This is a genomic window from Streptomyces azureus, assembly GCF_001270025.1.
In the GTDB taxonomy this organism is placed as follows: domain Bacteria; phylum Actinomycetota; class Actinomycetes; order Streptomycetales; family Streptomycetaceae; genus Streptomyces; species Streptomyces azureus.
Window position 1 is genome coordinate 1 of the sequence record NZ_DF968254.1, and the last position, 17,574, is coordinate 17,574.

General features: G+C 70.2%; 13 protein-coding genes and 2 pseudogenes. 11 read left to right on the plus strand and 4 right to left on the minus strand.

Annotated features, from left to right (window positions below; all coding sequences use genetic code 11):
• The 3 genes and pseudogenes from AOQ53_RS14145 to AOQ53_RS14150 form a co-directional block, all read left to right on the plus strand.
• Nucleotides 1-743: pseudogene (locus tag AOQ53_RS14145) on the plus strand (IucA/IucC family protein); the annotation flags it as partial.
• Nucleotides 744-778: 35 nt separating this feature from the next.
• A complete protein-coding gene (locus AOQ53_RS40935) occupies nt 779-976 on the plus strand; it encodes a GNAT family N-acetyltransferase (RefSeq protein ID WP_408055164.1) in 198 nt (65 codons plus the stop codon).
• A 388-nt stretch (nt 977-1,364) separates the two neighbouring features.
• A complete protein-coding gene (locus AOQ53_RS14150) occupies nt 1,365-3,341 on the plus strand; it encodes an ATP-dependent DNA helicase (RefSeq protein ID WP_059417398.1) in 1,977 nt (658 codons plus the stop codon).
• Between the two features lie 152 nt (nt 3,342-3,493).
• Here the strand turns inward: AOQ53_RS14150 and lexA are convergent, their stop codons facing one another.
• Entirely contained in the window at nt 3,494-4,273 is a 780-nt protein-coding gene (lexA, locus tag AOQ53_RS14155; protein ID WP_030845416.1) for a transcriptional repressor LexA, read from the minus strand.
• A gap of 621 nt (nt 4,274-4,894) precedes the next feature.
• Here lexA and nrdR point away from each other — a divergent pair.
• The gene (gene nrdR / locus AOQ53_RS14160) at nt 4,895-5,455 is read left to right on the plus strand and encodes a transcriptional regulator NrdR (protein ID WP_059417487.1); all 561 of its coding nucleotides are present in this window, start codon (nt 4,895-4,897) and stop codon (nt 5,453-5,455) included.
• Between the two features lie 164 nt (nt 5,456-5,619).
• A complete protein-coding gene (locus AOQ53_RS14165; protein ID WP_059417399.1) occupies nt 5,620-8,499 on the plus strand; it encodes a vitamin B12-dependent ribonucleotide reductase in 2,880 nt (959 codons plus the stop codon).
• A gap of 232 nt (nt 8,500-8,731) precedes the next feature.
• Here the strand turns inward: AOQ53_RS14165 and AOQ53_RS14170 are convergent, their stop codons facing one another.
• Nucleotides 8,732-9,265 (minus strand): TerD family protein, encoded by a 534-nt coding sequence (locus AOQ53_RS14170; protein WP_059417400.1) that lies wholly within the window; start codon nt 9,263-9,265, stop codon nt 8,732-8,734.
• 154 nt (nt 9,266-9,419) lie between these two features.
• Between AOQ53_RS14170 and AOQ53_RS14175 the strand changes: the two genes are divergently transcribed.
• The 6 genes and pseudogenes from AOQ53_RS14175 to AOQ53_RS40000 all read left to right on the plus strand — a co-directional run bounded on the left by AOQ53_RS14175 (nt 9,420) and on the right by AOQ53_RS40000 (nt 14,130).
• Nucleotides 9,420-10,025, plus strand: a complete 606-nt coding sequence (locus AOQ53_RS14175) for a YdbC family protein (RefSeq protein ID WP_059417401.1) — start codon at nt 9,420-9,422, stop codon at nt 10,023-10,025.
• 151 nt (nt 10,026-10,176) lie between these two features.
• A complete protein-coding gene (locus AOQ53_RS14180; protein WP_059417402.1) occupies nt 10,177-10,836 on the plus strand; it encodes a histidine phosphatase family protein in 660 nt (219 codons plus the stop codon).
• A 12-nt stretch (nt 10,837-10,848) separates the two neighbouring features.
• On the plus strand, nt 10,849-11,757 hold the full coding sequence (locus tag AOQ53_RS14185; protein ID WP_059417403.1) for an ADP-ribosylglycohydrolase family protein: 909 nt from the start codon (nt 10,849-10,851) through the stop codon (nt 11,755-11,757).
• A gap of 567 nt (nt 11,758-12,324) precedes the next feature.
• Nucleotides 12,325-12,648: pseudogene (locus tag AOQ53_RS14190) on the plus strand (TetR-like C-terminal domain-containing protein); the annotation flags it as partial.
• Nucleotides 12,649-12,730: 82 nt separating this feature from the next.
• Nucleotides 12,731-13,432 carry a ribonuclease HII gene (locus AOQ53_RS14195; protein ID WP_059417404.1) on the plus strand — a complete coding sequence of 234 codons (702 nt, stop codon included), beginning with the start codon at nt 12,731-12,733 and terminating at the stop codon, nt 13,430-13,432.
• A 68-nt stretch (nt 13,433-13,500) separates the two neighbouring features.
• Nucleotides 13,501-14,130 (plus strand): hypothetical protein, encoded by a 630-nt coding sequence (locus AOQ53_RS40000; RefSeq protein ID WP_063888891.1) that lies wholly within the window; start codon nt 13,501-13,503, stop codon nt 14,128-14,130.
• 239 nt (nt 14,131-14,369) lie between these two features.
• Here AOQ53_RS40000 and AOQ53_RS14205 read toward each other — a convergent pair whose 3' ends face one another.
• Both AOQ53_RS14205 and AOQ53_RS14210 read right to left on the minus strand, forming a co-directional pair.
• Nucleotides 14,370-14,984, minus strand: coding sequence for a hypothetical protein (locus tag AOQ53_RS14205; RefSeq protein ID WP_059417406.1), 615 nt, complete (start codon nt 14,982-14,984; stop codon nt 14,370-14,372).
• Between the two features lie 358 nt (nt 14,985-15,342).
• Complete coding sequence (locus AOQ53_RS14210; RefSeq protein ID WP_059417407.1) at nt 15,343-17,508, minus strand: RecQ family ATP-dependent DNA helicase; 2,166 nt, start codon at nt 17,506-17,508, stop codon at nt 15,343-15,345.
• Nucleotides 17,509-17,574 lie beyond the last annotated feature (66 nt).

The following is a 17,574-nucleotide window of genomic DNA, read 5'->3' on the forward strand; positions in this document are numbered from 1 at the left end:
CTGTCTCCGCGGCCCGACTCACCGCGCGCCTGGCCGGGCCCCACCTGCCGCTGCCGGACGGTTACGCCCTGCTGCCCCTGCACCCCTGGCAGGCACGCGAGATCCGGCACCGCCCGGAGGCCGCTGCCCTGCTCGACAGCGGACTGCTCCGCGACCTCGGCACCCACGGCACTCCCTGGCAACCCACCTCCTCCGTACGCACCGTCTACCAAACCGGTGCCCCCGCGATGCTCAAGCTGTCGCTGGGCCTGCGCATCACCAACTCCCGTCGCGAGAACCTCCGAAAGGAACTCCACCGCGGCATCGAGGTCCACCGCCTGCTCCGCAGCGGACTCGCGCAGCAGTGGCGGGCCGTGCATCCGAGCTTCGACATCGTTCGCGACCCGGCCTGGATCGCGCTCGACGGATGCGATGGCTACGGAGGTTCCGACGGCGTCCCGTTGCCCGGATGGGACGTGGTGATCCGCCACAACCCGTTCAGCCCCTCGGACGATGTCTCCTGCGTCGCCGGACTCGTCTCGCCGCGCCCCTGCCCACCTGCCCGGCCGGGAACCGCGCCCGACCGCCCGGAGACCCATGGCCCGGTCCTTCGGTCCCGGCTCGCCGAGGTCGTCACGCGTCTCGCCCGCCGGACCGGCCGGCCCTGCGGAGCCGTCGCCGCCGAGTGGTTTCTCCGGTACCTCGAGCACGTGGTGCGCCCCGTCCTGTGGCTGGACGGTGAGGCCGGCATCGCCCTGGAGGCTCAGTCGCCGACCGAGGACGCGGTCTCGGTGGTCTGCTGCTTCGAGCCGTGGCCGATCTCGTTCTCATGCGGCGGCCCTCCTGCGCACGTGTCATCGCGGAACCCGACATTCGCAACACCCCCTCCATCGCCGCCTTCCTGACCGCCGGCTTCCGGTTCTCCGCCGAGATCGACCTGCTCGACAAGCGAGCCGCCCTCATGGTCCGGGACCGGTCCCTTCGGCATCTGCTGTAGCGCTGTGTCACCGCGCCATCACTCATTGAACGCGGCGCGTGCCGCCGCGGTTCCCACTCGTGCCGCAGAGATTCCTCGAGCCGCTCGCCGGCCCACCCCGCGGCCGCAGCGGAAGGCCGGGAACCGCTCCGGCCCGCCCCGCCGACAGCTCGGGCCACCCCGCCATGCCGGCCTGTCCTGCCTACAGCTCGGGCCACCCCGCCATGCCGGCCCGTCCTGCCCACAGTCCGCGCCGCCCCCTTTCCGGACCGGTCATGTCCCCCGGGCCCCCGCCACCCGTCCGCTCATCCGACCCATCCACCCACCGAGGAGCCAAGGTCTTGATCCCGTCCCCCGCCCCCGCCTTGATCACCCGTTTGTCAGTGCTGGGTCGTAGGGTGGTCGCGCTATGACGAAGCCCTCACTCCCCGAACTCCTGCATGCTGCCGTCACTGCCGTCGGCGGTACGGAGCGCCCCGGTCAGGTGGCCATGGCCGAAGCCGTCGCGGAAGCGATCGACGACGGCTCCCACCTGCTGGTCCAGGCAGGCACCGGCACCGGCAAGTCGCTGGGCTACCTGGTGCCCGCGCTCGCGCACGGGGAGCGTGTGGTTGTCGCGACCGCCACCCTGGCGCTTCAGCGCCAGCTGGTGGAGCGCGACCTGCCGAGAACGGTCGAGTCGCTGCACCCCCTACTGCGCCGCCGCCCGGAGTTCGCGATGCTCAAGGGCCGGTCGAACTACCTGTGCCTGCACCGCCTGCACGAGGGTGTCCCGCAGGACGAGGAGGAGGGCCTCTTCGACCAGTTCGAGGCGGCCGCGCCCACCAGCAAGCTGGGCCAGGACCTGCTGCGGGTCCGCGACTGGGCCGACGAGACCGAGAACGGCGACCGTGACGACCTCACGCCCGGCATCTCGGACCGGGCCTGGGCCCAGGTGTCGGTGTCGTCGCGGGAGTGCCTGGGCGCCTCGAAGTGCGCCTACGGCGCGGAGTGCTTCGCCGAGATGGCCCGCGAGCGCGCCAAGCTCTCCGACGTCGTCGTCACGAACCACGCACTGCTCGCGATCGACGCCATCGAGGGCGCCCCGGTCCTTCCGCAGCACGAGGTGCTGATCGTCGACGAGGCCCATGAGCTGGTCTCGCGGGTCACCGGAGTCGCTACCGGCGAGCTAACCCCGGGCCAGGTCAACCGCGCGGTGCGCCGGGCCGCGAAACTCGTCAACGAGAAGGCCGCAGACCAGCTCCAGACCGCCGCCGAGGGTTTTGAACGGCTGATGGAGCTCGCGCTGCCGGGCCGCCTCGAGGAGATCCCCGAGGACCTCGGCTACGCCCTCATGGCACTGCGCGACGCGTGCCGCACGGTCATCTCCGCCATCGGCACGACCCGCGACAAATCCGGCCAGGACGAGGACGCGGTACGCAAGCAGGCCTTGGCGGCCGTGGAGAACGTGCACGACGTGGCGGAACGGATCACGAACGGTTCCGAGTGGGACGTGGTCTGGTACGAGCGCCACGACCGTTTCGGCGCCTCCCTGCGTGTCGCCCCCATGTCCGTCTCGGGGCTGCTGCGGGAGAAGCTCTTCGCGGACCGCTCCGTGGTCCTGACGTCCGCGACGCTGAAGCTGGGCGGGGACTTCAACGGGGTGGGCGCTTCCCTCGGACTCGCTCCCGAGGGGGCCGAGGGCGATGACCTCCCGCAGTGGAAGGGCATCGACGTCGGCTCGCCCTTCGACTACCGCAAGCAGGGCATCCTGTACGTCGCGAAGCACCTGGCGCGACCGGCGCGGGACGGCGACCGCGGGGACATGCTCGACGAGCTCACGGAGCTCATCCAGGCGGCGGGAGGCCGCACCCTGGGCCTGTTCTCCTCCATGCGGGGAGCCCAGCTGGCCGCCGAGGAACTGCGTTCCCGCATCCCGGAGTTCCCGATCCTCCTCCAAGGGGAGGAGACGCTCGGCGAGCTCATCAAGAACTTCGCGGCCGATCCGAGGACCTGCCTGTTCGGCACCCTGTCGCTGTGGCAGGGCGTGGACGTCCCCGGCCCCAGCTGTCAGCTGGTCGTCATGGACAAGATCCCGTTCCCGCGCCCCGACGACCCGCTGATGAGCGCCCGCCAGAAGGCCGTGGAGGACGCGGGCGGCAACGGCTTCATGGCGGTCGCCGCCACCCACGCCGCGCTCCTCATGGCCCAGGGCGCAGGTCGCCTGGTACGGGCGTCGGGCGACCGTGGTGTGGTCGCCGTGCTGGACCAGCGTCTGGCGACGGCCCGGTACGGGGGCTATCTGAAGGCGTCACTACCCGACTTCTGGTACACGACGGACCGTAACCAGGTGCGGAAGTCGCTGGCGGCGATCGACGCGCTGGCGCAGCAGGCGGAAGCCGATTGAGCCTCGGGGTCGGTCTGCGGTGGCGGAGCCGCGGGCCGACCCGCACCCCGCGCACCGGGCCCGGACAGCGCGGGGCCCCGGAACCGGCGCAGGGGTCCCGGGGCCCGGTCAGAGGGCGGGCCGACTGGGCCCACCTGACGCGGTGCGCGGTGTCAGACGCGGCGCAGTACGGCCACCACCTTGCCGAGGATGGTCGCGTCGTCACCGGGGATCGGCTCGTAGGCCGCGTTGTGCGGCAGGAGCCAGACGTGGCCGTCCTCGCGCTTGAACCGCTTGACGGTGGCTTCTCCGTCGAGCATGGCGGCCACGATGTCGCCGTTCTCGGCGACAGGCTGGCGGCGGACCGTGACCCAGTCGCCGTCGCAGATGGCGGCCTCGATCATCGAGTCGCCGACGACCTTCAGGACGAACAGCTCACCGTCGCCGACGAGCTGGCGGGGGAGGGGAAAGACGTCCTCGACGGACTCCTCGGCGAGGATCGGTCCACCGGCGGCGATGCGGCCGACCAGCGGGACGTACGACGCGGCCGGCTTGCCCGCCGTGTCCGTGGGCTGCACGGAGGCGGCCTGATCGGAACCGCGCACCTCGTAGGCGCGCGGGCGGTGCGGGTCACGGCGCAGGAAGCCCTTGCGCTCCAGTGCCATCAGCTGGTGTGCGACGGAAGAGGTGCTGGACAGGCCGACCGCCTGGCCGATCTCGCGCATCGACGGCGGGTAGCCGCGCCGCTGCACCGAATCCCTGATGACCTCGATCACGCGACGCTGGCGGTCGGTGAGTCCGGAACTGTCCGCCCGGATGCCGGGAGGTCGTCCCGGCAGAGAGCGCTTGTGCCCCTCCGGGTTCGTGGCTTCGTTCATCGCGTGCACCGGCTCCAGTCGGCCCTGGGAGCGGTCCTGGGCAGTGATGGCGGCACTGTCTGCGGTGGTGGTCACGTCGGCCCCTCTCGATGGTCTCCCTGCTGGACAACGGTAGTTGCTTTCGAAAGGTTGCGCCAAACACACGTTCGAGTGAAAAATCGCGAATCGGCTGACGCGATCATGTGTCCGGGTGTATTGGCTACCGCTCCACCTGGCGGGCAAAAGCGCCCATTGCTGTACTCTTCACCGCCGGGGTGATCGCCTCGGGGGCTGTTGTCCCAGTCTGCCATCCGGCATTCTCCTGCCCCAGGACCAGCCCTCATCTGTGCGGGAGTCCCACCTCCCCTCCTCGCGGCGCCCACGGTATCTCCGCATGTGCCGCAGCGATACGGCTGTGCGTGTACGGATGCGGCCGACGGGTGTGGTGGGCCGTCCCTGATGGTGCGGCTGCGGGCGCACGAGGTCGACGCGGCGTGGTCGGTCGCGCGTCACCTGTGCCCACCCGCGCGACACGCGCGTATGGCGTGGATGTATGAGCCAATCCCCACATCTAGTGGTTGGATTGCAGTAGCAGCCCACAAGTTGTGGTCCCCCGGGTCTCCGTGCCCATGGTCATCGCCTATGCTTGGGGCTGCTTCGTGGGGCGCAAGAGACCCAGCGAGGCTATTGAGTCTGCTGTGAGGAGGGTTGGAGTTCATGCACTGCCCCTTCTGCAGGCACCCCGACAGCCGTGTCGTCGACAGTCGTACGACCGACGACGGCACGTCGATCCGCAGGCGCCGCCAGTGTCCCGACTGCTCCCGTCGTTTCACGACCGTGGAGACGTGCTCGCTCATGGTGGTCAAGCGGTCCGGAGTCACCGAACCCTTCAGCCGTACCAAGATCATCAATGGTGTGCGCAAGGCGTGTCAGGGACGGCCCGTCACCGAGGACGCGCTCGCCCAGCTCGGCCAGCGGGTCGAGGAGGCGGTGCGGGCCACCGGAAGCGCCGAGCTGACCACCCACGACGTGGGTCTGGCCATACTCGGCCCGTTGCAGGAGCTCGATCTCGTCGCGTATCTGCGATTCGCCTCCGTCTACCGGGCGTTCGACTCGCTCGAGGACTTCGAGGCGGCCATCGCGGAGCTCCGGGAAGAGACGGGACCCCCCGACACGGACGACGGAGTCCGCGAGGGCGCGGGGGCGGGGAGCCAGGAAGACGACCGCGGGCCCGGAGGGACGACGCACGTCCCCGAGCCCGCAGGCGCCGCCGACTGACCGGCGGGCCGGACCCGGACGGCAGCTCCGGGCCCGGCCGGGCGGCGGCGATGTGAAGACCTGTTGCGGGCGAGGTGAGTGGGTGCCCGCAACACCAGACAGAACACCGTGCCACGGGAACAACGGGGCACTTCAGGGCGTTTTCGCCCGTACAGGGAGGCGGCATGACAGAGACGGCGAGTGGTCCGGCACGGAGTTCCCGCGCCAAGAGCACCAAGGCGAGCAAGGGCCTGCGTATCGAGCGCATCCACACCACCCCTGGGGTCCACCCGTACGACGAGGTGGCCTGGGAGCGCCGTGACGTCGTCATGACCAACTGGCGCGACGGCTCGGTCAACTTCGAGCAGCGCGGCGTCGAGTTCCCCGACTTCTGGTCGGTGAACGCGGTCAACATCGTCACCAGCAAGTACTTCCGCGGTGCCGTCGGCACCCCGCAGCGCGAGACCAGCCTCAAGCAGCTGATCGACCGCATCGTGAAGACGTACCGGAAGGCCGGAGAGGACCACAAGTACTTCGCCTCGCCCGCCGACGCCGAGATCTTCGAGCACGAGCTCGCGTACGCCCTCCTGCACCAGATCTTCAGCTTCAACAGCCCTGTCTGGTTCAACGTCGGCACGAAGCAGCCCCAGCAGGTGTCCGCCTGCTTCATCCTGTCCGTCGACGACTCCATGGAGTCGATCCTCGACTGGTACAAGGAAGAGGGCATGATCTTCAAGGGCGGCTCCGGCGCCGGCCTGAACCTCTCCCGGATCCGTTCCTCCAAGGAACTGCTGTCCTCCGGCGGCAACGCCTCCGGTCCGGTCTCCTTCATGCGCGGTGCCGACGCCTCCGCAGGAACGATCAAGTCCGGTGGCGCCACCCGCCGTGCCGCCAAGATGGTCGTCCTCGATGTGGACCACCCGGACATCGAGGACTTCATCGAGACCAAGGTCAAGGAAGAGGAGAAGATCCGCGTCCTGCGCGACGCGGGCTTCGACATGGACCTGGGCGGCGACGACATCGCGTCCGTCCAGTACCAGAACGCCAACAACTCGGTCCGCGTGAACGACGAGTTCATGACGGCCGTCGAGCAGGGCGGCCAGTTCGGGCTCCGGGGCCGGATGACCGGTGAGGTCATCGAGGAGGTCGACGCCAAGTCGCTCTTCCGCAAGATTGCCGAGGCCGCCTGGGCCTGCGCCGACCCCGGCATCCAGTACGACGACACCATCAACAACTGGCACACCTGCCCCGAGTCCGGCCGGATCACCGCGTCGAACCCGTGCAGCGAGTACATGCACCTGGACAACACGTCCTGCAACCTGGCCTCGCTGAACCTGATGAAGTTCCTCAAGGACGACGGCAAGGGCAACCAGTCCTTCGAGGCCGACCGCTTCCAGAAGGTCGTCGAGCTGGTCATCACCGCGATGGACATCTCGATCTGCTTCGCGGACTTCCCGACCCAGAAGATCGGCGAGAACACGCGTGCGTTCCGCCAGCTCGGCATCGGCTACGCCAACCTCGGCGCCCTGCTGATGGCCACCGGCCACGCCTACGACTCCGACGGCGGCCGCTCCCTCGCCGGTGCCATCACCTCCCTGATGACCGGCACGGCGTACCGCCGCTCCGCTGAGCTCGCCGCGGTCGTCGGCCCGTACGACGGCTACGCCCGCAACGCCGACGCCCACAAGCGCGTCATGAAGCAGCACTCCGACGCCAACGACAAGGCCGTCCGCATGGACGACCTGGACACCCCGGTGTGGGCCGCCGCCAGTGAGTCGTGGCAGGACGTGCTGCGCCTCGGTGAGAAGAACGGCTTCCGTAACTCCCAGGCGTCCGTGCTCGCCCCGACCGGCACCATCGGCCTCGCGATGTCCTGCGACACCACCGGTGTCGAGCCCGACCTCGCGCTGGTCAAGTTCAAGAAGCTGGTCGGCGGCGGCTCGATGCAGATCGTCAACGGCACCGTCCCGCAGGCTCTGCGCCGCCTGGGCTACCTGGAAGAGCAGATCGAGGCGATCGTCGCCCACATCGCCGAGCACGGCAACGTGATCGACGCGCCCGGTCTCAAGCCCGAGCACTACGAGGTGTTCGACTGCGCCATGGGCGAGCGGGCCATCTCCCCGATGGGCCACGTCCGCATGATGGCCGCGATCCAGCCGTGGATCTCCGGCGCCATCTCCAAGACGGTCAACATGCCGGAGTCGGCGACCGTCGAGGAGGTCGAGGAGATCTACTTCGAGGCCTGGAAGCTGGGCGTCAAGGCGCTCGCGATCTACCGCGACAACTGCAAGGTCGGCCAGCCGCTCTCCACCAAGAAGTGGGAGGAGAAGACCACCGAGGAGCCCGCCGCCGTCGAGGCCAAGGTCGAGAAGGTCGTCGAGTATCGCCCGGTCCGCAAGCGCCTTCCGAAGGGACGTCCCGGCATCACCACGTCCTTCACCGTCGGCGGCGCCGAGGGCTACATGACCGCCAACTCCTACCCCGACGACGGTCTCGGCGAGGTCTTCCTGAAGATGTCCAAGCAGGGCTCGACCCTCGCGGGCATGATGGACGCCTTCTCCATCGCGGTCTCCGTCGGCCTCCAGTACGGCGTGCCCCTGGAGACGTACGTCTCGAAGTTCACCAACATGCGCTTCGAGCCGGCCGGCATGACGGACGACCCGGACGTGCGGATGGCGCAGTCGATCGTCGACTACATCTTCCGCCGCCTGGCGCTGGACTTCCTGCCGTTCGAGACGCGCTCCGCGCTCGGGATCCACTCGGCCGAGGAGCGCCAGCGTCACCTGGAGACCGGTTCGTACGAGCCGAACGAGGACGAGGTCGACGTCGAGGGCCTGGCCCAGTCGGCGCCGCGGGCCCAGGAGCTGAAGGCCGTCTCCGCGCCGAGGAACGAAGAGGTGGCCAAGCCCGCCCCGCAGCAGGCCCACACCAGTGCCGAACTGGTGGAGATGCAGATGGGCATCCAGGCCGACGCCCCGCTGTGCTTCTCCTGCGGCACGAAGATGCAGCGCGCCGGTTCCTGCTACATCTGCGAAGGCTGCGGCTCGACCAGCGGTTGCAGCTGACGCCGAGCGCCTTGAGTAGATGACAGAGGGGCACCGCCTTCGGGCCGGTGCCCCTCTTGTCGTCACGGGTTACGGAAGCCGGGGCGCCTGTCCAGTACACAGGGGTTCACCCGAGTCCGGGCGGCGGGGACGGCGTTCGACCCGGCGGCCGTCGGCCAGCCGAGCCTCGCAGTCCCGGCCGTCCGGGAACACCGCGCTCACCTCTGGCCCCGCGGGCTACCCGGGGGAAAGCTCACGGCCGGCGCGCGGCACCCATCGTCCTGGCGAAGTCCGAAGGCTCACCCTCGAAACCGCGGACGCCGGGGCGGAAGTCCCAGGGGCCGGAACCGTCCCGGACGAACTCCGCGACCGTCGCCGCAGCGGCCCCCAGGACACCCCCGAAGTCGTCCTCGGCCAGGACCGTGTACCCCTCGCGGATACGCAGCCCGGGGTTCACCACACTGACGAAAGTGCGCTCCGCCGGGCGCTGCTGGATGACGACACCGACCACCACGCGCGTGTACCGGCCGTCGAGCCGGTCGAGTTCCAGCGTCATGACCTCGTCGTAGCCGAAGCCCTGGCCGTCCTTGCTGTCCCGGTTGAGATAGATGGTGCCGTCGGGGGAGCGGCTGTCGAAGTGCACCACGTAGGCGGGATCGCCGTGCGGATCGTCCGCCAGATAGGTCGCCGCGACGAGGTCCAGGTCGGTGGACGGCTGCCCCGCCGGACTGGGATCCCACCGCACCGCGATCTCGACCTTGCGAAGCCCCTTGTTGAGCCCGTCCACCGGCGTCCCCTTCCCCGTACCGACTTGCCCGTTACCTCAACTGCCGGGCCGTCACGACTGTTTGTCCATCCTGCCACGCGTGCGGGTGCGCGCGCCGGAGAGCGGTCCAGTCGAGAGTGACCGGCGCCACGCTCCCTGGCCTTACCATGGCGCGGTGCTGGTCAAGTGGATTCGCTGCACCGTGGTGGACCGCCGCGGTTTCGAGCGGGGGCAGCGGAAGTGGGCGGGGCTTCTGGGGGAGCCGGGGTTTCGGGGGCAGGGGGGTGGCTGGAGCCGGGGGCGGCCGGACGTGGCGCACATCTTCGCGTTCTGGGAGAGCCGCGCCTTCTACGACTCCTTCATGGCGCGATCCCACGACCGGCTCGCCTCGGCCCAGTCGGGCACGTTCAAGGACGCCCAGGTCAGACTCTTCGACTACCGCTTCGATGTGAAGACCGGCTTCGAACCGCGCTTCACGGACGCCGACCTGCTGCGCGTGGCGCTCTGCCGTGTGCACGAGGAGCGGGTCGAGCACTTCGTGCTGATGCAGGAGAAGGTCTGGAACCCGGCAATGGCCGGCTCGCCCGGCATGGTGCGCGGACTGTTCGGCGAGGCGCCGGGGAACGAGTTCATGGTGCTGTCGATGTGGCGGTCGGCCGCCGAGCACGGCAAGTACCGCGCCGAGCGCGTGGAGCGGCTCGCCCTGCGGGCCCAGACGGAGGCGGATGTGGCAGCGCTCACCGGGGACATCGTGGACATGGAGCCGAGCTGGACGGTCTGACTTTCGGGCGGGTCTGAGGGGCCTGAACCGATTGATTCCGGTCGGACAGAGGTGCGATCTGTGTGCTCTGTGGTGCAGGATGTGTGTGACCTACGCTGTATGGGCGCGGTACGTGTGCTCGATGGGTCCTCACCCGATCTAGGGTTTTGGCATGGCACGACCACGGCGCATCGTCCTTGTCCGGCACGGCGAGTCAACGGGCAATGTTGATGACTCCGTTTACGAGCGTGAACCCGACCACGCCCTGGCGTTGACCGAGCGGGGCCGCCGGCAGGCGGAGGCGACGGGCGAGCAGCTGCGCGAGCTGTTCGGTGGCGAGCGCGTCAGCGTGTACGTCTCCCCGTACCGCCGCACCCACGAGACGCTGCGGGCCTTCCGCCTCGACCCCGGGCTCATACGGGTGCGCGAGGAACCCCGGCTGCGCGAGCAGGACTGGGGCAACTGGCAGGACCGGGACGAGGTCCGCCTCCAGAAGACCTACCGTGACGCGTACGGCCACTTCTTCTACCGTTTCGCCCAGGGCGAGTCCGGCGCCGACGTCTACGACCGGGTCGGCGGCTTCCTGGAGAGCCTGTTCCGCAGCTTCGAGGACCCCGACCACCCGCCGAATGTCCTGATCGTCACCCACGGTCTGGCCATGCGGCTGTTCTGCATGCGGTGGTTCCACTGGACGGTCGCCGAGTTCGAGTCGCTGTCGAACCCGGGGAACGGCGAGGTACGGATGCTCGTTCTCGGAGACGACGGCAAGTACACGCTTGACCGGCCGTTCGACCGCTGGCGAGATCCCGAGCCCTACGGGATCACCGGATAGAGTGGCAGGGCGATGACCGCTGATTCCTCCCCCGACGGGCGCCTGGACCGCGCCCTGGCCAGCCTGCGCGGACTGTCCGTCGGGGACGCCCTGGGCTCCCAGTACTTCGTGCCGGTGAACTACCCGCTGCTGAAGCGCCGCGAAGTGCCGTCCGGGCCGTGGCAGTGGACCGACGACACGGAGATGGCCGCCTCTGTCGTCGCAGTCCTGGTCGCTCACCGCCGCATCGACCAGGACGCCCTGGCGCGATCCTTCGCCGAGCACCACGATTTCGACCGGGGCTATGGTCCCGCGGTCAACCGCCTGCTGCGGCTCGTCCGGGAGGGCGGCGACTGGCGTGAACTCGCCGCGGCGCTCTTCAACGGACAGGGGTCCTGGGGCAACGGCGCCGCGATGCGGATCGCCCCGCTGGGCGCCTGGTACGCGGACGACCCGGAACAGGCGACCCACCAGGCGGAGATCTCGGCCTACACGACCCACCAGCATCGCGAGGCCGTCGTCGGCGCCATGGCCGTCTCCGCGGCCGCCGCGTTCGCCGCCGCCCCAGAAGGGCCGCCCGGTGCCGAGGCCCTCATGGACGGGGTCATCGACCTGGTGCCGAAGAAGAGCGCGGTCGGTGCGGGACTGCGCCGGGCCCGGGACATGCTCGACTACGGCGACCCGGCCACGGTCGCGGCGGTCCTGGGGTGCGGACGGCGGACGACCGCCCACGACACCGTGCCTTTCGCTCTCTGGTCGGCCGCACGAAGCCTCGGTGATTACCAGCAGGCGTTCTGGACGGCTGCCCAGGCCGGTGGGGACGTCGACACCACCTGTGCCATCGTGGGCGGCGTGATCGCTTCCGGGAAGGCGGGGGCGCCGCCCGCCGAGTGGGTGGAGCGGACGGAGCCGCTGCCGGAGTGGGTGCCCGCGTCGGTCTAGCGGTCAGAAGTCTCCCGCGTCGGTCTGGCGGTCGGACCTCTCCCGTGTCGGGTTTGAGCGATCAGAACTCTTCCGCGTCGGTCTGCGCGATCAGAACTCTCCGGCATGGACCCAGGGACCAGGCCTCTCCGGCATCGGCCCAGGGGTCAGAACTCTCCGTGCGCCTCGGGAACTCTCGGTGACCGACTGCCCGTTGTCGTGACATCCGCTGTGCGAGCCATGAGGCCGCACACGCTGGAGGTACGTGCATTGAGAGCGAAAGGGGGGTGGCCATGGGGGTACTGTTCGCTGTGCTTGTCCACTGGTGGGGCGCCTTCGCACGCCGCGTGGGACATGCGCGGAAGGCATGCCCGCTGCCCTCACCGTCCGTCCCCCGGACACGGTCCGGCCCTCCGCGGCCGGTCGCGGATCGGCCCGACAGCCGCCGGCAGGCCTGCTTCAAGTCCACAGGCGAGCCGTCTGAGCCGTCTCGCGATGCCTTTGCGTCAGCGCAGCCCAGCCCCGGCCCGGCCCGGCCCAGCCGGAGAGCGCCTCCAGGTCGCTCTTGCGGACCCGGATCACCAACCAGCCCGTGACGCGATGTTCTCCCGTCCGGGTTTCGCGCTTCGCTCAGTGATTCACGAATGTGACACGACGCAGGCCGTGCGCTTTCATGCCGTGATCTTCGACGGGGTCGTGGGCCCCACGATCAAGATGCTGCGGGAGGTCATCGAGCGCGGGATCACGCGAGGCGAGGTGCGTTCCGACGCTGCGAACGGATACGTCTTCGACGCCATCCCGGCGATGATGGTGCACCGCTCCAAGATGTGCGGCTGCGAATGGCGGGACCAGGAAATCGAGGAGATGATCGACCAGTTGATGGTTTCGCTGCTGCGGTCGAGCGGCGACTGACAGGGGCTGGTGGGAACCGAGACACCGCTGGGTCCGACCGGGGTGTCGCGGGCGGTTCCGGGCGGCGTAACCTAGGGGCGCCATGCCGTACGAACCGCCTACTCACACCGTCGAGCGCTCCCTTCGAGCCACGACCGGAGCGAAGATCGTTGCAGGTGTCGACGAGGTGGGGCGCGGCGCGTGGGCCGGTCCCGTCACCGTCTGCGCGGCGATCACCGGACTACGCCGGCCGCCCGAGGGTCTCACCGACTCGAAGCTGCTCACCATCAAGCGACGCACCGAACTCGCCGAGGAACTGCGGAAGTGGGTGACGTCGTACGCCTTGGGGCACGCCTCCCCGGAGGAGATAGACGACCTCGGGATGACGGCCGCGCTGCGACTCGCGGCGGGCCGTGCCCTGGACGCTCTGCCGGTCCGCCCCGACGCGGTCATCCTCGACGGGAAGCACGACTACCTCGGCGCACCCTGGCGGGTCCGTACGGTGATCAAGGGCGACCAGTCGTGCGTGGCGGTCGCGGCGGCCTCGGTGATCGCCAAGGTCCAGCGCGACAAAATGATGGCCGAACTGGGTATCGACCATGCAGACTTCGGTTTTGCGGACAACGCCGGGTATCCCTCACCCGTGCACAAGACGGCACTGGCGGAGCGGGGCCCCACCCCCTACCACCGGTTGTCGTGGGCGTATCTTGATGCGCTGCCCCAGTGGCGGCACCTCAAGAAGGTCCGCAGCTGTACGGACGGAAGCGTTCCGGAAATCGAGGGTCAGCTCGGCTTCGATTTCTGACGGTTCCGTTCGCACGCATGCGCCACCCGCCGAAGCGGGCCGTACCAACGTTTGATAAATATCAACCCATGCCTCTCATTCCCGAGGAGCCTCAGATTTACGAGAGTGCCCAGGGTCCCCGCGCCACTCCGGCCAGCGGCCGTACCGCGCCGACCCCTCGCCCCGTACCCGGCCCCCGTCCCGCGGCTCCGTCGCGTCCCGGTCGTCCCGGTCCTCTCCGGCCCGCGCCGCCGGCGCAGCGCGCGCCGCGTGACGCGGCTGCCCAGCCCGGTCCGTCGGGCCCTCCAGCCGGTGCCGCCGCTCCGGCCGGCCCGCAGATCCAGCTGATCCCGGCTTCCGCCGAAGGCGCGCTCGACGCCGCCGAGGAGGCCGTGGACCTGCTCCTGGAGTCCGGTCGCGCCCCCGGCGACGTCCTGGTGATCACGACCGGCGAACAGCACCCGTGGGCCGCCCACGAGCTGTCCTTCGGCGAGAACTCCTACTGGGCCCAGCACGACGCCGGTGACGACGTCTTCTACACGGACGCCACCGTCGCCGACCGCGCCGCGTCTCGTCCGGTGGTCGTGGTCGCCGTCAACGGCGGTGCCGAGGCCGCAGCCGCGAGCGCCCTGTCCCTGGCCCACTCCCGGGCCGCCGCCCTGCTGATCGTCTGTGGTGATCCGCAGCGGATCAACTCGGTGCTGGGCACTAGCGTCTGAGTCGGTGCCGTGGCGTCCGGTCGGGCGCCGGTGGCTGACTTCGGGCGCCGCTGCGGCGGCTCCGTACGGCGGCTGGTTCGGCGTGCCCGAAAGGCTGAAGGGCGGGGCTGCGTACGGGGCTTGCCCGGGTGGCCTCAGCCTTGTCCGGGGTGTTCGTTCCGAGTGTCCGTCGAGGCCACCGTGGCGTGCGGTGCGACGGCGTTCGGCCCCGGGCCCGTGCGGAACGGTCTGCCAGGCCCTCAGCGTGCCGCCGCAGCGCGGCGCAGCACCTCGGAGGCGGCGCCACCGGTGCGTGGCAGCGGCGGCGGTGCCTCCGACGTGGCGAACGGCTCCGGTGCCGAGGCCGAGTGAGGGCGGCGTCCGCCGCGGCCCTCGCCGAGCACCTGCCAGCCGTCACGGGTCAGCGTGATGTACGCCCCGCAGCGCAGCCCGTGCAGGGTGCAGGCGTCGCGCAGCCCCCACATCCACGCGCCGTCCTCCTCCGTCCAACGGGCGTCGCCCTCACGGCAGTAGAGCAGCACGGCGGTGCGCACCGGTGTGCGGCGCCGCAGATCGTGCGGGATGATCAGGCGCAGCTGCGCCAGCAGCACGTTGCGGAACATCCAGCCGTCGGCCGGGGCCGGACGGCGGACGAACGAGGCGCTCGCCCGCAGCCGTTCGTCCGGGTCGAGCACGGCGATGACTGCGGTCGCCGGCTGCGGGTGGTGCCGGGCGTGCAGGCCGCTGACGACTTCACGGGGGTTGCGGAGCAGCGGGATCCCGGCGGCGGCCCATTCCGCGGGTTCGAGCAAGCGGTTGGCGGAAGCGGCGGACGTCGACGCCGCTGCCGAGGCCGGAGCGAATCCGAAGGTCACGGTCCTCCCTTCGGCTACGCGCCCACACTGCGGGCGGGGTCGGATTCTGGGAGCGCGCACCGCAGCGAAGCCCTACCGGATCGGCGGTCGTACCGTGCGGGAGCGGACCTCAATTCTTCCTGTCGAACTTGAATGCGGCAACGAGCAATTGGGGCAGCCGACCGTTATCAGATGATGCGCGGCTAATATCCCCACCCTGTGTGTCGCCGGACCACCCATGGGGCGTTCGAGCACGACACGTTCGTACGTCACGGGTGTGCGCGACGTCCAGAGGTGTGCGCGACCGGGCAGGTGGCGGTGCCCGGTCAGAGGGCCGATGCCCGGCCAGGTTGTGGCGGCGGTGGCTCTCGACGCACGGTCAGCCCTGCACGGCCAGCACCAGCGGCAATACCCCCTGCGCACCGGAGCGCCGGAGCATGCGGGCCGCGACCGCGAGGGTCCAGCCGGTCTCCGTGTAGTCGTCCACGAGGAGGACCGGGCCCTGGGCCTCGGCGAGGGTGGACGCGAGAGCGGGCGGCACGGTCAGTGCCCCGTCGAGTGCCTTCAGCCGCTGGGCGCTGTTGCTCCGGGGCCCCGGGTACACGTCGCCCGTGTATTCGACGGTGCCCAGCAGTGGCAGCCGGCCGACCTCCGCGATGCGCGCTCCAAGGGAGTGGATCAACCGGGGCCGGGTGCGCGAGGCGACGGTGACGACGCCCACCGGGCGGGGCTGTGGGTCCGACACACCCGGGGCCCAGCCGCCGGGTCCCTTGGCCCAGTCGGCCAGCACACCCACCACGGCCTTCGCCACGTCGTCCGGCACGGGCCCGTCGGGCGCCTGGGACGCGAGCATGGGCCGCAGCCGGTTGCCCCAGCCGATGTCCGACAGGCGCCCCAACGCACGTCCAGGCGCGGCCTGTTCGCTGGCAGGGATACGTCCCTTGAGGTCCACTCCGATCGCCGGCAACCCGGTCGGCCACATCCGGCGGGGCTCCACCTCGACACCCGCCCGCCCCAGGTCCACGCGCGCCGCGTCGAGCGCTTCCTCGGACATGTCCGCGGTGAAGCGCGGGCCCGCGCAGTTGTCGCAGCGACCGCACGGCTTGGCGGCCTCGTCGTCCAGCTGGCGCTGCAAGAACTCCATCCGGCAGTCGGTCGTCGAGGCGTACTCGCGCATCGCCTCCTGCTCGGCCTTGCGCTGACGCGCCACCCACGCGTACCGCTCGACGTCGTACGTCCAGGGCTGCCCGGTCGCGATCCAGCCACCCTTGACCCGCTTGACCGCCCCGTCCACGTCGAGGACCTTGAGCATCGACTCCAGGCGGGAGCGGCGCAGCTCCACCAGGGGCTCCAGGGCGGGCAGCGACAGAGGTTTCTCCGCGTGCGCGAGGATGTCGAGCGTGCGGCGCACCAGCTCTTCCGAGGGGAAGGCGAGCGACGCGAAGTACTCCCAGATCGCCTCGTCCTCCTTCCCGGGGAGCAGGAGCACCTCGGCGTGCTCCACACCGCGTCCCGCGCGGCCCACCTGCTGGTAGTAGGCGATGGGGGAGGAGGGCGAACCGAGGTGCACCACGAAACCCAGATCGGGCTTGTCGAAGCCCATACCGAGCGCGGAGGTGGCGACCAGCGCCTTCACCTTGTTGGCGAGCAGATCCTCCTCGGCCTGCTGACGGTCGGCGTTCTCCGTCCTGCCGGTGTACGAGGCGACCGTGTGCCCGCGCTGCCCGAGGAAGGCGGTGACCTCCTCGGCGGCGGCCACGGTGAGCGTGTAGATGATCCCCGAACCCGGCAGTTCGTCGAGGTGTTCGGCGAGCCATGCCATGCGGTGTGCGGCGTCCGACAGCCGCAGCACGCTCAGACTCAGGCTGTCCCGGTCCAGCGGGCCCCGCAACACGAGGGCGTCCGAGCTGCCGCCGGTGCCGAGCTGTTCCGCGACGTCGGCCGTCACGCGCGCGTTGGCGGTGGCGGTGGTCGCGAGCACCGGCACACCGGACGGGAGGTCGGCGAGCATGGTCCGCAACCGGCGGTAGTCGGGCCGGAAGTCGTGGCCCCAGTCGGAGATGCAGTGCGCCTCGTCCACCACCAGCAGCCCCGTGGCGGCCGCGAGCCGGGGCAGCACCTGGTCCCGGAAGTCCGGGTTGTTCAGCCGCTCGGGACTCACCAGCAGGACGTCGACCTCACCCGCGGCGATCTCGTTCTGAACGGCCTCCCACTCCTCGGGGTTGGAGGAGTTGATGGTCCGGGCGTGGATGCCCGCCCGGGCCGCCGCCTCGACCTGGTTCCGCATGAGCGCGAGCAGCGGGGACACGATCACCGTCGGACCGCTGCCCTGGGCCCGCAACAGCGAGGTCGCCACGAAGTAGACGGCGGACTTGCCCCAGCCCGTGCGCTGGACGACCAGGGCGCGGCGTCTGTCGGCGACCAGTGCCTCGATCGCCCGCCACTGGTCCTCGCGCAGCCGGGCCGTTCCCGAGAGGTCCCCGACGAGACGGGCGAGGACCGCGTCGGCCGCCGCCCGGAGATCCGCGTTGCTCGTGTGCTCCATGCGTTCCATACAACAGGACGGCACTGACAGCGCGAGCGGTGCGCGGGGTAATCAGCCGCCTCGCTG